The organism is Peribacillus sp. P4_B1, from assembly GCF_056402395.1.
In genome coordinates, this window is the sequence record NZ_JBFUHM010000056.1 from 15,968 (window position 1) to 29,151 (window position 13,184).

Annotated in this window: 13 protein-coding genes and 1 pseudogene; 11 read left to right on the forward strand and 3 right to left on the reverse strand. The window is 39.9% G+C overall.

The window, feature by feature from the left end; translation table 11 throughout:
• Positions 1 to 245: 245 nt before the first annotated feature.
• The 3 genes from ilvD to AC1DVK_RS22665 all read left to right on the forward strand — a co-directional run bounded on the left by ilvD (position 246) and on the right by AC1DVK_RS22665 (position 3,419).
• Positions 246 to 1,931, forward strand: coding sequence for a dihydroxy-acid dehydratase (gene ilvD / locus AC1DVK_RS22655; RefSeq protein ID WP_061463641.1), 1,686 nt, complete (start codon positions 246 to 248; stop codon positions 1,929 to 1,931).
• A gap of 204 nt (positions 1,932 to 2,135) precedes the next feature.
• Positions 2,136 to 2,573: a BrxA/BrxB family bacilliredoxin gene (locus tag AC1DVK_RS22660; RefSeq protein WP_089363415.1), complete on the forward strand. Its 438-nt coding sequence runs from the start codon at positions 2,136 to 2,138 to the stop codon at positions 2,571 to 2,573.
• A gap of 66 nt (positions 2,574 to 2,639) precedes the next feature.
• Positions 2,640 to 3,419 (forward strand): class I SAM-dependent methyltransferase, encoded by a 780-nt coding sequence (locus AC1DVK_RS22665; RefSeq protein WP_427087821.1) that lies wholly within the window; start codon positions 2,640 to 2,642, stop codon positions 3,417 to 3,419.
• Here AC1DVK_RS22665 and ggt read toward each other — a convergent pair whose 3' ends face one another.
• Positions 3,420 to 5,108, reverse strand: a complete 1,689-nt coding sequence (gene ggt / locus AC1DVK_RS22670) for a gamma-glutamyltransferase (protein ID WP_289320200.1) — start codon at positions 5,106 to 5,108, stop codon at positions 3,420 to 3,422. It abuts the gene before it with no gap.
• Between the two features lie 435 nt (positions 5,109 to 5,543).
• On the opposite strand from ggt, the gene AC1DVK_RS22675 reads away from it, so the two are divergent.
• Together AC1DVK_RS22675 and AC1DVK_RS22680 are read left to right on the forward strand one after the other, a co-directional pair.
• Positions 5,544 to 6,161 carry a YpjP family protein gene (locus AC1DVK_RS22675; protein ID WP_250211674.1) on the forward strand — a complete coding sequence of 206 codons (618 nt, stop codon included), beginning with the start codon at positions 5,544 to 5,546 and terminating at the stop codon, positions 6,159 to 6,161.
• A 197-nt stretch (positions 6,162 to 6,358) separates the two neighbouring features.
• Positions 6,359 to 7,129 carry a TerC family protein gene (locus tag AC1DVK_RS22680; RefSeq protein WP_477627430.1) on the forward strand — a complete coding sequence of 257 codons (771 nt, stop codon included), beginning with the start codon at positions 6,359 to 6,361 and terminating at the stop codon, positions 7,127 to 7,129.
• A 22-nt stretch (positions 7,130 to 7,151) separates the two neighbouring features.
• Here the strand turns inward: AC1DVK_RS22680 and AC1DVK_RS22685 are convergent, their stop codons facing one another.
• The gene (locus AC1DVK_RS22685) at positions 7,152 to 7,406 is read right to left on the reverse strand and encodes a hypothetical protein (protein ID WP_061463633.1); all 255 of its coding nucleotides are present in this window, start codon (positions 7,404 to 7,406) and stop codon (positions 7,152 to 7,154) included.
• A 222-nt stretch (positions 7,407 to 7,628) separates the two neighbouring features.
• Between AC1DVK_RS22685 and AC1DVK_RS22690 the strand changes: the two genes are divergently transcribed.
• From AC1DVK_RS22690 to tatC, 6 genes are all read left to right on the forward strand, one after another.
• Positions 7,629 to 8,339 carry an anthrax toxin lethal factor-related metalloendopeptidase gene (locus tag AC1DVK_RS22690; protein ID WP_286141010.1) on the forward strand — a complete coding sequence of 237 codons (711 nt, stop codon included), beginning with the start codon at positions 7,629 to 7,631 and terminating at the stop codon, positions 8,337 to 8,339.
• Positions 8,340 to 8,396: 57 nt separating this feature from the next.
• On the forward strand, positions 8,397 to 9,191 hold the full coding sequence (locus AC1DVK_RS22695) for a thymidylate synthase (RefSeq protein ID WP_061463631.1): 795 nt from the start codon (positions 8,397 to 8,399) through the stop codon (positions 9,189 to 9,191).
• Positions 9,188 to 9,673, forward strand: a complete 486-nt coding sequence (locus AC1DVK_RS22700; RefSeq protein ID WP_477627431.1) for a dihydrofolate reductase — start codon at positions 9,188 to 9,190, stop codon at positions 9,671 to 9,673. The genes AC1DVK_RS22695 and AC1DVK_RS22700 overlap by 4 nt, the downstream gene beginning before the upstream one ends.
• Positions 9,674 to 9,822: 149 nt before the next feature.
• Positions 9,823 to 11,091: a threonine ammonia-lyase IlvA gene (gene ilvA / locus AC1DVK_RS22705; protein ID WP_125163544.1), complete on the forward strand. Its 1,269-nt coding sequence runs from the start codon at positions 9,823 to 9,825 to the stop codon at positions 11,089 to 11,091.
• A 192-nt stretch (positions 11,092 to 11,283) separates the two neighbouring features.
• On the forward strand, positions 11,284 to 11,475 hold the full coding sequence (locus AC1DVK_RS22710; RefSeq protein ID WP_061463624.1) for a twin-arginine translocase TatA/TatE family subunit: 192 nt from the start codon (positions 11,284 to 11,286) through the stop codon (positions 11,473 to 11,475).
• Positions 11,476 to 11,560: 85 nt separating this feature from the next.
• Positions 11,561 to 12,313 carry a twin-arginine translocase subunit TatC gene (tatC, locus tag AC1DVK_RS22715; protein WP_089364057.1) on the forward strand — a complete coding sequence of 251 codons (753 nt, stop codon included), beginning with the start codon at positions 11,561 to 11,563 and terminating at the stop codon, positions 12,311 to 12,313.
• 447 nt (positions 12,314 to 12,760) lie between these two features.
• Here tatC and AC1DVK_RS22720 read toward each other — a convergent pair.
• Positions 12,761 to 13,184 (reverse strand): annotated as a pseudogene (locus AC1DVK_RS22720) (hypothetical protein); the annotation flags it as partial.

The following is a 13,184-nucleotide window of genomic DNA, read 5'->3' on the forward strand; positions in this document are numbered from 1 at the left end:
AATTCCAATTGCTTGACCCTGTGGTCCGGTGGAACTCCGAAACAGCAAAATGGCTAATTTTCGATGGGATACAGTATTTTAAAGTAAATAAATCTGTTCTCTATTATTTTAGTAAAATGATATTTGCAGATATTTAACGTTGAAAGGTTGCATTTGTTTATAAATATGTTAGAATTTTTAGAGTATACTAAAAATTATATTATTCTGAATCATTAAACATTTAGCGGAAATTGGGGGTACAACAAATGTCTACATCAAATATGAGAAGTGACATGATTACAAAAGGGGTCGATCGAGCTCCACATAGAAGTCTGTTGCGGGCAGCAGGGGTTAAAGAAGAAGATTTCGGTAAACCGTTCATCGCGGTTTGTAATTCATACATCGATATCGTTCCAGGTCATGTCCACCTTCAGGAATTCGGAAAAATAGTGAAGGAAGCGATTCGCGAAGCAGGCGGTGTTCCTTTCGAATTTAATACGATCGGGGTAGACGATGGAATTGCAATGGGTCATATTGGTATGCGCTATTCCTTGCCAAGCCGTGAAATCATCGCAGATTCCGTGGAAACTGTTGTATCGGCACATTGGTTTGACGGTATGGTGTGCATTCCAAACTGTGACAAGATAACGCCGGGAATGATGATGGGAGCACTTCGTGTCAATATTCCTACAATATTCGTAAGCGGCGGACCGATGAAGGCAGGTAAAGATAAAAATGGTAAATCTCTTTCATTAACATCCGTTTTTGAAGGGGTGGGCGCCTATCAAGCTGGTACTATCAATGAAGAAGAACTGGAGGAAATCGAACAAGTTGCATGCCCCACTTGCGGTTCTTGTTCAGGAATGTTCACTGCAAATTCCATGAACTGTCTGGCAGAAGGTTTAGGACTTGCGCTTCCGGGAAATGGTACGATTTTGGCGGTAGCTGAAGAACGCAAAGAATTCGTTAAGAAATCCGCTAAACAGTTGATGGAGATAATCAAACAGGATATCAAGCCTCGTGATATCGTGACGATTGATGCAATTGATAACGCATTTGCATTGGATATGGCGATGGGCGGTTCGACGAACACCGTGCTTCATACGCTTGCATTGGCACATGAAGCAGGTTTTGAATATCCGATGGAACGCATAAATGAAATAGCTAACCGCGTACCGCATCTAGCGAAAATTGCACCGGCATCCGATTATCATATTGAAGATGTACATAATGCCGGAGGTGTAAGTGCCGTCATTAATGAGTTACTCAAAAAACCAGGCGCTTTTAACGGTGACTGCCTTTCCGTTTCAGGTAAAACGCTCCGCGAAAATGTTGCCGGTTGTGAAATTTTGGATAAGGATGTTATCCATCCGTTAGATAATCCGCATTCCGAGCGTGGAGGACTTGCGGTATTGTTTGGCAACCTTGCTCCTCAAGGCTCCATCATAAAAGTGGGAGCAGTTGACGAATCAGTTGGTGGCTACCATAGGGGTCCTGCCATTTGTTTCGATTCCCAAGAAGATGCACTTTCCGGAATCATTACTGGAAAAGTAAAAGAAGGGGATGTAGTGGTCATTCGTTACGAAGGACCTAAAGGGGGGCCGGGTATGCCGGAAATGTTGGCACCAACTTCCCAAATTGTCGGGAGGGGACTTGGAGCCAAAGTCGGTTTGATCACTGATGGCCGCTTTTCAGGCGCATCTCGCGGCATCAGCATTGGTCATATATCCCCCGAAGCAGCTGAGGGAGGCCCAATCGCTTTCGTGGAAGATGGAGATATCATCGAGTTGGATTTGAACAATCGTAAAATCGAATTGGAAATTTCCGATGAAGAATTCGAAAAACGTAAAGCAAATTGGAAAGGCTTCGAATCAAAAGTTAGAACAGGCTATTTAGCACGTTATTCCAAACTTGTGACGAATGCCAGCTCAGGCGGAGTGATGAAAGTTTAATTCAAGGAAGATACTAAAACATGGTGGCAGAATGAAATGGATTCTGTTACCATGTTTCTTTTTGCGGCGCAAATGAACCTTTGATTATTGATACATAAATTTGAACGCCGAATTTGCAAAGCTCTAAGCGTCAATTTTGCATATGCACATAAGAATATAGTATGATTAAACTAAATGAAGAATTGTAATCAAGGGGGTTTTTTTATGTCGATGGCATATGATGAATATATGAAACAAATGGTGAAGCCAATGCGTGCGGAACTGGTGCAAGCAGGTTTTGAGGAGTTGGAATCCGCTGAAGCGGTTGAAAACTTTATGGATTCAGTAGAAGGTACGACACTTGTCGTCGTAAATTCTGTCTGTGGCTGTGCTGCCGGGTTAGCCCGTCCAGCTGCTACCCAAGCCGTACTCCAAGCAGACAATAAGCCTGATCATCTCGTAACAGTATTTGCCGGACAAGATAAGGAAGCTACAGCTAAAATGCGGGAATACTTCAATGGAATCGAACCTTCTTCACCATCCATGGCTCTCTTAAAGGGCAAAGAGGTTTTACATTTCATTCCTCGCCATGATATAGAGGGACAGCCAATGGAAGCTATTATGGAAAATTTATTGGCAGCATTCAGTCAAGTAAATAAGTGATGAAGCGGAATGTCCTGGAAACAGGGCATTCTTTTCAAATTTATAAGAGTATGAAGGGGTAGATTCATGTTTGTCACTACAGTAGGAAGAGCCGATAAAGAAACGATTATATTAGCCGAAAAGTTAGCTGAAGAATTACAGATCCCCTTTATAGCGCGAAGAAAACGATCGGTGAGAGCTATCCAATCGGAACATGATGAGGAGGATTGCCTCGTTTTTGGTAAAAAGCGGATGGAGTTATATCGGTACCAAGAAAAAGAACCATTCTTTTTTCACCCTAACCTTGCAATGATCCGTTTAAAAAGAATAATTCGGGGCGAAGGTGATCCATTTCTCATTGCCGGAGATATAAATGAAGGGAATTCTGTGCTTGATTGTACATTGGGCTTGGGCTCTGATGCGATTGTCGCAAGTTTTGCAGTGGGTGAAAATGGACAGGTTGTTGCATTGGAAGGAAATCAATATTTGGCCTTGCTCGTGGACCATGGTATGAAGACATGGGAGAATGCAGAAGAAAAGATGATTTCTGCGATGAGAAGAATAGAGGTCATTCAAGCGGATCATTACGAAATATTGAAATCAATGCCGGATAATCATTTTGATGTCGTATATTTCGATCCCATGTTTGAGGAAACGATTCAGGAATCAAATGGAATCAAAGGATTGACTCATTTTGCGGAAGGAAAGGATTTATCAATGGAAATAATGAAAGAAGCCAAGCGGGTTGCGCGAAAGCGAGTCGTGTTGAAAGACCATTTCCGCAGCTCCCGCTTCGAGGAATTTGGGTTTGAGGTAGTAAAGAGAAAAACATCCAAATTTCATTTTGGCTTCATTTCCATTCTGTGATCAGGATTTATAATCTGTCTCGTCCAGACCCATGGCACAGCCTTCCCGGCTTGAATCTGCAGCACCATAATTCGAGCCATCAGGGTTGATTTGAATGGCTTGGACATTCCCTATAGAGTGGGGAACTTCATTAAAGGCAAAGCCCATTGCTTCCAAGTGACCTTTGCTGGTCATATCCATTCCTGCTTCCCATTCAATATGAGGGCCCATTGGAGTGAAAATTCTAGGTTCTTCAATGGCTGCTTTCAAGTCCATTTTTAAATCGAGTACATTGATGATTGTTTGAACGACAGAACTGATGATGGTTGGTCCTCCAGGGGATCCCAGCGTCAAGATCGGCTCGCCGTCTTTAAAGATGATGGTCGGGCTTTTACAACTGACAGGGCGTTTATTGGGCTGTACTTCATTCATGCCCCCTGGAATGGAATCGAAATCAGTCAGTTCGTTATTCAGCATGAAACCATAGTCGGAAACCATTATGCCCGAACCGAATGGATGCTCCACTGTAGAGGTGCATGCTGCGATATTCCCCCATCTGTCACGGACAGTGAAATGTGTCGTTTCACTGATATCTTCGTCATTTGGTTGTGGAATGACTTCCCTTTCTTTCACGGAATCATATATCCAAGGGTTTCCGAAGTCAATGGCATTATTCCTAGCTTTGAAATTAATGAACGAGCGGCGTTTAGCTATATATTCATCATGCATTAGACCCGCCAATGGCAATTCGGCAAATTCGGGATCAGCAAGAAATGCCTTTTTGTCTGTAAATGACAGGCGCATCGCTTCTGCAATTAAGTAATATTTTTCCCAAGAACGGACGTCATATTGTTCGATCTGGAAGCTCTCCAATATTTTTAGGATTTGGATGACCGTGAATCCGCCCGCACTAGGGGCCATGGATGATGCAATTCGATAATCCTTATAAGTCCCATACATTGGTTCATCAATGGTCGCTTCATAGTCCTTTAAATCAGAAAGTTCCATGAACCCTCCAAGTTCCTGGATACAGGAAATGATGCCCTCTCCGATTTCACCCTCATAAAAAGCGGAAATCCCTTCTCGTTGTAATATCCGGTAGGTATTCGCCAATTTTTCTTTTATCAGTAAATCGCCATCTTGATATGGTTTTCCGTTTGGCATAAAGAACTTACGGGCTTCCTCGCCCAATCGGTATTCAAAGTTTTTAAGGGCATCGCAAAGAACCCAATTGACGGGAACCCCCTTTTCTGCGAATTCAATGGAGGGCTCGATGAGGTCAGCTAATGGCTTACTTCCATATTCGTTGAGTGCTTTATCCATAGCTTTCAGTATTCCAGGAACGCCAACTGCTGTAGCCTTGATCGAACGTTCTTTAAATGGGATGACTTCCCCTTTTTCATTTAGAAACATGTCTGGATGGGCGGCTTTAGGTGCCCTTACATGGCCATCGAATATTTTTGTATCCTTATCTTTAGCGTTATATACCATAAGGAAACCACTGCCGCCGATACCAGTCATCATGGGTTCTACAATATTTAGGGCAAATTGGATGGCGACCGCCGCATCGACTGCATTTCCACCTTCACGTAATATTTTTTCCCCGATGGAAGTGGCTACGGGATGAGCGGTAACGACCATTCCGGCCTTCCCTGTGGCGGTTTCCCTCTTGTAATCCTTATCTTTAGTGTTTTCATTGTTGTTTTCCAAAATGATTCCTCCAGTATTCAGTCCTTTAATCTGCCAAAATGTAAGCTTTATGTGAAAGAAAAACCTTGCCATTGGAGATAAATGACAAGGGATTTTTCGTAGGTTTTTATTTATTCTTAATCAGTAAATGTTAAATATACGAAAAATGCTAATGTTACAAGACATAAAGCCACCATGGCAGTCGTAGTTAAAGCCATATAAGACCCCTCCTTAAAAAGACTTGAATCTAATTAAGTTCTCCAAATATCGTCAAAATCCTTCATCAAAATGTAGAATTGTTGATATTTAGTAAAAAGTTAGGGTTAATAAAGTTTATATAGGTATATATCCTTTTTTTTGATTTTTGAAACATGGGTACCTATATATTAGTAATTACTAAAGAATAAAAGTATACTAAATATAAAGATAATACAAAAAAAGGAGGGGGAGTGTAAGTTGAAAGCAGCGATTTGGTTCAGGAAAAGTCTCGTCATTTTATTATCCGTTTTGACGTTTGGTCTTGTCACGCCTTCAGAGCTGGCGTGGCTTGCTGAGGCCAATTCGTTAAAGGATACTAAAAAAGGGTTAGTGGATGAAGAAGGGTTAGCCTACCTTTCTTCACAGCAACCGATTGAACTTGAAGAGGAATTCAACCGGGAAGAATTTTTATCGGGCATACTGAATAAAGCAGAGGTAAACGCATTTATGAAGTTTGGCGATAAGATCAATCCTAAAATTGGCGATGAGTTCAAAATGACCATCTTACCAAAAATGGAAGAAGCCATTACGGAAATGGCTGCCCAATTTCCAGATGAAAAATTACAGCAATTAACGATCACTGAGCAGCCGAGTGCGGGCAGGGCCGAGAAAATTTTTCATATTTATGATTCAAACAGCGGCAAGGATATTATCAGATTCCATGTCAGGCAGGAAAATCCACCAATGGAAGGGTATTGGTTCGATTTTCACTATCATACCCATCATGATTCATTTGCCACCCATTATGATATAGGGAAAATATATTGGGACAAAAATACGCCCCCAGAGTGGACGAGTAAACAAAGGCTCTCATAATGGATCGATTCTTTGATTTTATATATGTGTAAGAGTATGATGAGAATGAAATTTCTAATAGGCATTAAATGATACGTTGTCATGCAACGTATTTATTTTGTGTTTAAAATAAAGTAGAGTTTATAACATTACTGGGAACAATGTTATTTTATACGGTTTTCTAATTATGCAGGTATAGTAGCAGAGGAGTCTTTATCATGTCAGAGTTGTTAAATAATATCACTCAAACATATGCTCAATTTTTTGACTGGAATATGTGGGTGGAGGTTTTATCCGACCCAGTAAGCTGGGGATTGATCGGAACGCTCGTTTTAATGGAAGGATTACTATCGGCGGATAACGCTTTGGTATTAGCTGTAATGGTCAGGCACCTTCCGGAAAAACGACGGAAAAAAGCACTTTTTTATGGTTTATTAGGCGCATACGCTTTTAGATTTATAGCGATTGGAATCGGTGTTTTCCTCATTAAGCTTTGGTGGGTGAAGGTGATTGGAGCAGCCTACCTTGGTTGGCTCTCATTTAAATACTTTCGGGATAAAAGAAAAAAACAAGCTGGCATTGATGAAGATATCCAGGGAATGAGTAACAACAGCTTGTTGATCCGAATCTTTGGTACATTTTGGGGGACGGTTGCGGCAGTGGAATTGATGGATATAGCATTTTCCGTCGATAGTGTCTTGGCCGCTTTCGGGGTGAGTGAAAAAGTCTGGGTCCTTTTGGCCGGTGGGATGATTGGTGTCTTGATGATGCGGGGAGTGGCGGGGTTATTTTTAAAATTGATAGATAAGGTTCCTGAATTGGAAACTGCCGCTTACATTCTTATCGGATTCATTGCTATAAAAATGCTAATTGCCGTTGCAGGGATCGAAATCCCGCCTGCGATATTTTTTACCCTTATTTTAATGATTTTCGGCACCACGATTGTATTTCATTTGAAGAAAGGGAAAAAGCGTAAAGAACATGGTTGATCACCATTTAAAAAAGCAGACATCAAAAATGATGTCTGCTTTTTTTTTGGAGAATATCAAGTAATTGAAGAAGGGCGGTAAATGTAGTGAAGAAAAGCAAAGGCAATAAGAAGGTAAGCCAAAGAGAAGGGAGTAGCGGATGCAGTAGCAGGCCAAAGAAAATGGAGAACAGAAAAAGGTCGAGAATGATGAACACCTTCAAACTGTAAATATCAAGGACTTCATCAGCAAGTTCCCGGTTCTCATTCAAGCTGGCTTTTTTATTATTGGTTTCCATGCAATCACCCTAAACCTTATACAATTATATACTATTGATATATGAAAAGACTGGAAAAATGGTTCTTCTCAAGGTAGAGCTGCGACAAAATTACCATAAAAACATAGAGTTTTTACACTAAGTTAATATGTTATACTAATATAATAGTGTGGAAGGTTCAGAGACTTTAAAATACATATACACTCTTAACGATTATGAGAAATGAAGAAAGGGGAGAAGATTGTGAAAAGTAAAAAATGGTTAACTTTACTTGCATTATTTGCCTTTCTCCTCTCAATGCTCTCCTATTCCCTAGCGAAGGATGAAGGAGTAAAATGGCGGAATTTGCCCAAAGATAACCTTTTAAGACAAGCTGAATTTTTTAAGGATAATAAAGAATTACAAAGAATATTTTTATTTCCAGAAGGGGAATACGATGAAAAGGAAGCACTGAAAATTGTAGGAACCATTGATAAATTGCCTCATTCCCTTTTAGTGAAAACTGCTGACAGCGGTGTAAGGATCAAACTCTTTAATGGTTCTTTAACTGAAAATCGATCTGCGGCTAAATTAAAGGGGAAAACGCCGCGTGGTTATTTGAATAAAAAAACAACTTGGGATGATGTGCCTGGGATGGGGGGATCTCATACTGTATTGGTTAAAATCGGAGCGAGCGATAAAGGTAAAGGGCATGGCTCCGTAAATCTGGAACTGCATGAGTTAGGGCATTCCATTGATAATATAGTTTATGGTGGGATTCGTGAAGACATGGATTACTTGAAGATTTGGGGTAAGGAAGTGAATGGACTGTTCCCTGGACAATCGTATTTTTCCAATTACCCTGAGGAATACTTTGCAGAAACGTTTGCCATGTTTTATGTGAATTTCGAACAAAATCAATTACTTAAACAAAAAGCACCCGAGACTTATAATTTTATTAAACAATTAGATTAACCATTGGACTATAATACGTTAAAATAAGGAGAATGAAAGAAGAAAAGGTGGTTTATCATGAAGCAATATTTAGATTTATGTAAGCATGTGCTCGAGAATGGCACTCAAAAAGGAGATCGTACGGGAACAGGAACGATCAGTACCTTTGGATATCAAATGAGATTCAATTTAAAAGATGGATTCCCTGTACTTACAACGAAAAAGGTTAGTTTAAAAGCGATTATCCATGAACTATTATGGTTTTTGAAGGGTGATACAAATGTTGGCTACCTTCAGGAAAATAACGTGCGCATTTGGAATGAATGGGCTGATGAAAAGGGAGAATTAGGTCCGATTTATGGCCATCAATGGCGTTCTTGGGGAACGGCTGATGGAAGGCAAATCGACCAAATCAGTGAATTGATTGAACAAATCAAAACGAATCCAAATTCAAGAAGGCTGATAGTGAGTGCTTGGAATGTTGGGGAACTGGACGAAATGGCCTTGCCACCTTGTCATGCATTCTTTCAATTCTATGTGGCTGATGGCAAGCTTTCGTGCCAGCTATATCAACGTTCAGCAGACGTCTTTTTAGGTGTTCCTTTTAATATAGCTTCGTATGCGCTATTAACAATGATGATCGCCCAGGTGTGTGATTTGGAAGTGGGCGAATTTGTACATACTTTTGGGGATGTCCACATCTATTCTAACCACCTTGAACAAGTTGAACTGCAGTTGACACGTGATCCCAAACCATTGCCGATCATGAAAATAAATCCGGAAGTGAAAAATATCTTTGATTTTAGCTTCGAGGACTTCGTTCTGGAAAATTACGAAGCTCATCCCCATATAAAAGGTGAGGTTAGCATATGATATCGTTGATAGTCGCTATGGATCAAAACCGTGTAATCGGGAATAATAATCAACTGCCATGGCATTTACCGGCAGATTTGCAGTATTTTAAAAAAGTGACGATGGGCCATCCAATCATCATGGGCCGAAAAACATTTGAATCAATCGGAAGGGTACTGCCTGGTCGTGAAAATGTCATCGTTACCCGTAATCCGGAATATAAAGCGGAAGGCTGTTTAGTTTTACATGATACTTTAGAGATCAAAACGTTTGCAGACAACAGTAGGGATGAAGTATTCGTTATTGGCGGAGCCGAAATCTTCAAGGAAATCCTTCCTTTTACCGATCGCCTGTATATAACGGAAATTCATGAAACCTTTGAAGGTGATACTTTCTTTCCCGTGATTGATGAAAATGAATGGGATAAAATCTCCTCAAACCCAGGAAGCATCGATGAAAAAAATCGATATGCACATGATTTTATTATTCTACAAAAAAAATAAACGATAAATCCGATTATGGAAAAATGACCATAATCGGATTTTTTTGTATGGAACGAACAAAAGAAAGAATTTTTAGAAAAATCAATTACATTAATGCCAGTAAAGTGCTATAATGATTGAATCGATTAGGAAGGAAATGAGGTATTGTTATGAATCAGACTGCATCCATGAATAGGGGGATCCAATTGGAAGATATTCTAATTGCCTATAGAGAACTAAAAGAGATCGTTTTACACACTCCTTTACAAAAAAATCAGAGGCTCTCTGAAAAATATGAATGTAATGTATATTTAAAACGCGAGGATCTTCAACATGTACGTTCCTTTAAATTAAGAGGGGCTTACTATAAAATGAAAAGCTTGACAGAGGAAGAGACGAAGAATGGAGTCGTTTGTGCCAGTGCAGGAAACCATGCACAGGGAGTTGCGTTTTCATGCAGTCAATTAGGTATCCACGGGAAGATTTATATGCCCGCTACGACACCAAGGCAAAAAGTCGATCAAGTTCAGCTATTCGGTAGGGATAATGTGGAAATCATCCTGATTGGAGATACATTCGATGATGCATTTGCCAAGGCGATGGAATGCTGTGAAAAAGAAGAACGTTCCTTTATCCATCCATTTGACGATGAAAAGGTAATCGCAGGGCAGGGTACAACGGCCGTAGAAATCCTGAATGATTGTGAAGATGGAATCGACTATGTATTTGCAGCTATCGGCGGTGGCGGTTTAATGGCCGGATTATCAAGTTATTTCAAATCGGTTTCACCAAAAACGAAATGCATTGGAGTGGAGCCGCTTGGTGCTGCTTCGATGAAATACTCCTTTGATGAAGGAAAAGTTTCTGAACTTGAAAGCATAGATACATTTGTTGACGGAGCAGCTGTCAAGTGTGTGGGGCAGATGACATATCAGCTCTGTAAGGAAAACCTGGAAGATATCGTTGTCGTTCCTTCAGGGCAAATCTGCACGACGATTCTCGATTTATATAATCAGCATGCGATTGTCGCTGAGCCGGCAGGGGCTATATCTGTAGCCGCTTTGGATTTGTACAAAGAACAAATCAAAGGCAAAACGGTTGTTTGCATGGTCAGCGGAGGGAATAACGACATTGGGCGCATGCAGGAAATTAAGGAAAAATCCTTATTATATGAAGGACTGCTTTATTATTTTATCGTGAATTTCCCACAACGCGCTGGAGCTTTAAGGGAATTCCTTGATGAGGTGTTAGGACCGAATGACGATATTAGCCGTTTTGAATATACGAAGAAAAACAATAAAGAAAGCGGGCCGGCCCTTGTTGGTGTTGAGCTGAAAGATAAGAATGATTATGAAGGTCTCATTCTAAGAATGAACAAAAAAGGATTCTCTTTCGTTGAAGTCAATAAGGACAGTAATTTATTTCATTTATTGATTTAATCATGGACAAAGTGTTAAATTAGGATAGAATATTACTTATGTTTTTACATTTTATTCTACCTCCCAGTCGAGCCGGGCTTACTGTCGATAATTGTTACCATTCTATGACGAATTGCCAGTGCTCTTTCAATTGGTTGGAAGTGGTATTATAATCGGGGTAGGGATAATTACAACACCAAAGGGGATGTATCCATGTCGAACATTGGAGTACCTGGTCTAATTCTCATCTTAATATTGGCATTAATTATTTTTGGACCGAAGAAACTTCCAGAGATAGGCCGTGCTTTTGGACAGACACTTCGTGAATTTAAAAAATCCACGAGTGACTTAACAAAAGATGATTATGAAGAGGATAAAAAAATACAACAAAAAAATCATGAATGATTGAATGCTGGGCGTAAGATGGAATCGTCTTGCGCCTTTTTGCTGGAACAAAGATACGGATTTTCAGACGAAGGCGTGATCAACTTTGGAAGATAAAGAATTAAATATTATCGATCATCTCGATGAATTGAGAAAACGGCTCATCATTACAGCTGTTGCTTTTGTCATCTTTTTTATTGCAAGTTTTATTTATGTAGAAGAGATTTATAAATGGTTCGTGAAGGATCTAGATTTTGACCTGATGGTATTGGGACCAAGTGATATTATCTGGATTTACTTTATGCTCTCAGGCGTCGTAGCCATTGCGGCAACGATACCGGTAATTGCTCTGCAAATCTGGTTATTCGTTAAACCCGCTTTGATGCCAAATGAAGTAAGGGCGACCCTTGCCTATATTCCAGCGCTTTTCTTGCTTTTTATCGGAGGGCTTGCTTTTGGTTATTTTGTCATCTTCCCGACCATTCTTCAATTTTTGATTCAATTGGGCGATGGGATGTTCATAACCAGTTTTACAGCGGATAAGTACTTTTCATTTGTATTTAATATGACGATACCTTTTGCTATTTTATTTGAGCTTCCTGTCGTTACCATGTTTTTGACCTCCATTGGAATAATTAATCCTTATGTGCTTCAAAAGCTAAGGAAGTATGCTTACTTTGTACTGGTTGTCATTGCGATATCGATAACGCCGCCTGACTTTATGTCAGACTTTATGGTAATGGTTCCACTGCTGTTATTATACGAAATCAGTATTTCATTATCTAAAGTTGTCTATAAACGCAGGGTGAAGCGTGAAAGTTTGCGGGAAGAAGCATTAAACAACGAGGAAGGTTTATAAAAAAAGACCCTTGAATGCATTTGGCCTGCAGTATCCCGAATAATGGACACTTAAAAAAGATCCCTTATTGGACTTACCCCCTTCAAGTAGACAGTTTAAAAAAGACTAGGTAACCATCGAGATTCGATATTCAATCGGAGCTCGATGGTTCATTCGTTTTTGGAACCGTTTGCGTTATGTAAAGATGTAAATTTTAATTGCTAGAATCTGTTCTTCTTCTATTTGAAAATGATTGAGATAAAACATTTCAGATATAAAATGAGAGCAGAATGATTCGACACAGGCGTTGTCATGGCAGTTTCCTTTGCAAGAGTGGCTGCCGATGGGCACCTGCCTGTTGAAGCCTAGGATGATAAACATGAGATGTGTATTGGAATCCTTAATCTGTTCCGTATACATCTCTTTTTTTGTGGTTCACAAAAAAGCATTTTCTCGTAAGGATAATTGTCATGCGAAGGTAACCTTATTCCTTGTGCTATATGTTAATCTGTTGTATCCGTTCACGAATTTATCGTCCTTTGAAAGACGGAATTGTCTTTGAGTATTCCTGGAGCGATTTAACTGAGCAATGACAATAAGCCAGATTACTTTGAATGGAGAATGTAGTCCTTCAATAATCGTCTGAAAAAGGAGACCTCCTGATAGATTTGGATACTGCTTTTTTAAGTAAGGCACCTGGGCCTTAGTATTCCAATACTTCTTCCACGCTATCGAATTTTTTTTACGAGAAACCGGCCCCTTCAAGTTTTTTTTAGCCCTTGTTACCGCTGCTTTTTCCCGTTGAGTCTTAAAAAAACCGTCAGTATCTTGATATTTTCGCACCCAATCCATTAACTGCGTTTTACTTTTAGGCTCTTTTCGTAAAGATTGT

Excerpts from the sequence above, each read along its gene's own strand:
- ilvD (WP_061463641.1), top strand. The coding sequence starts at position 246 with ATGTCTACATCAAATATGAGAAGTGACATGATTACAAAAGGGGTCGAT.
- AC1DVK_RS22660 (WP_089363415.1), top strand. The coding sequence starts at position 2,136 with ATGTCGATGGCATATGATGAATATATGAAACAAATGGTGAAGCCAATG.
- AC1DVK_RS22665 (WP_427087821.1), top strand. The coding sequence starts at position 2,640 with ATGTTTGTCACTACAGTAGGAAGAGCCGATAAAGAAACGATTATATTA.
- AC1DVK_RS22680 (WP_477627430.1), top strand. The coding sequence starts at position 6,359 with ATGTCAGAGTTGTTAAATAATATCACTCAAACATATGCTCAATTTTTT.
- AC1DVK_RS22685 (WP_061463633.1), bottom strand. The coding sequence starts at position 7,406 with ATGGAAACCAATAATAAAAAAGCCAGCTTGAATGAGAACCGGGAACTT.
- AC1DVK_RS22695 (WP_061463631.1), top strand. The coding sequence starts at position 8,397 with ATGAAGCAATATTTAGATTTATGTAAGCATGTGCTCGAGAATGGCACT.
- AC1DVK_RS22700 (WP_477627431.1), top strand. The coding sequence starts at position 9,188 with ATGATATCGTTGATAGTCGCTATGGATCAAAACCGTGTAATCGGGAAT.
- ilvA (WP_125163544.1), top strand. The coding sequence starts at position 9,823 with ATGAATCAGACTGCATCCATGAATAGGGGGATCCAATTGGAAGATATT.
- AC1DVK_RS22710 (WP_061463624.1), top strand. The coding sequence starts at position 11,284 with ATGTCGAACATTGGAGTACCTGGTCTAATTCTCATCTTAATATTGGCA.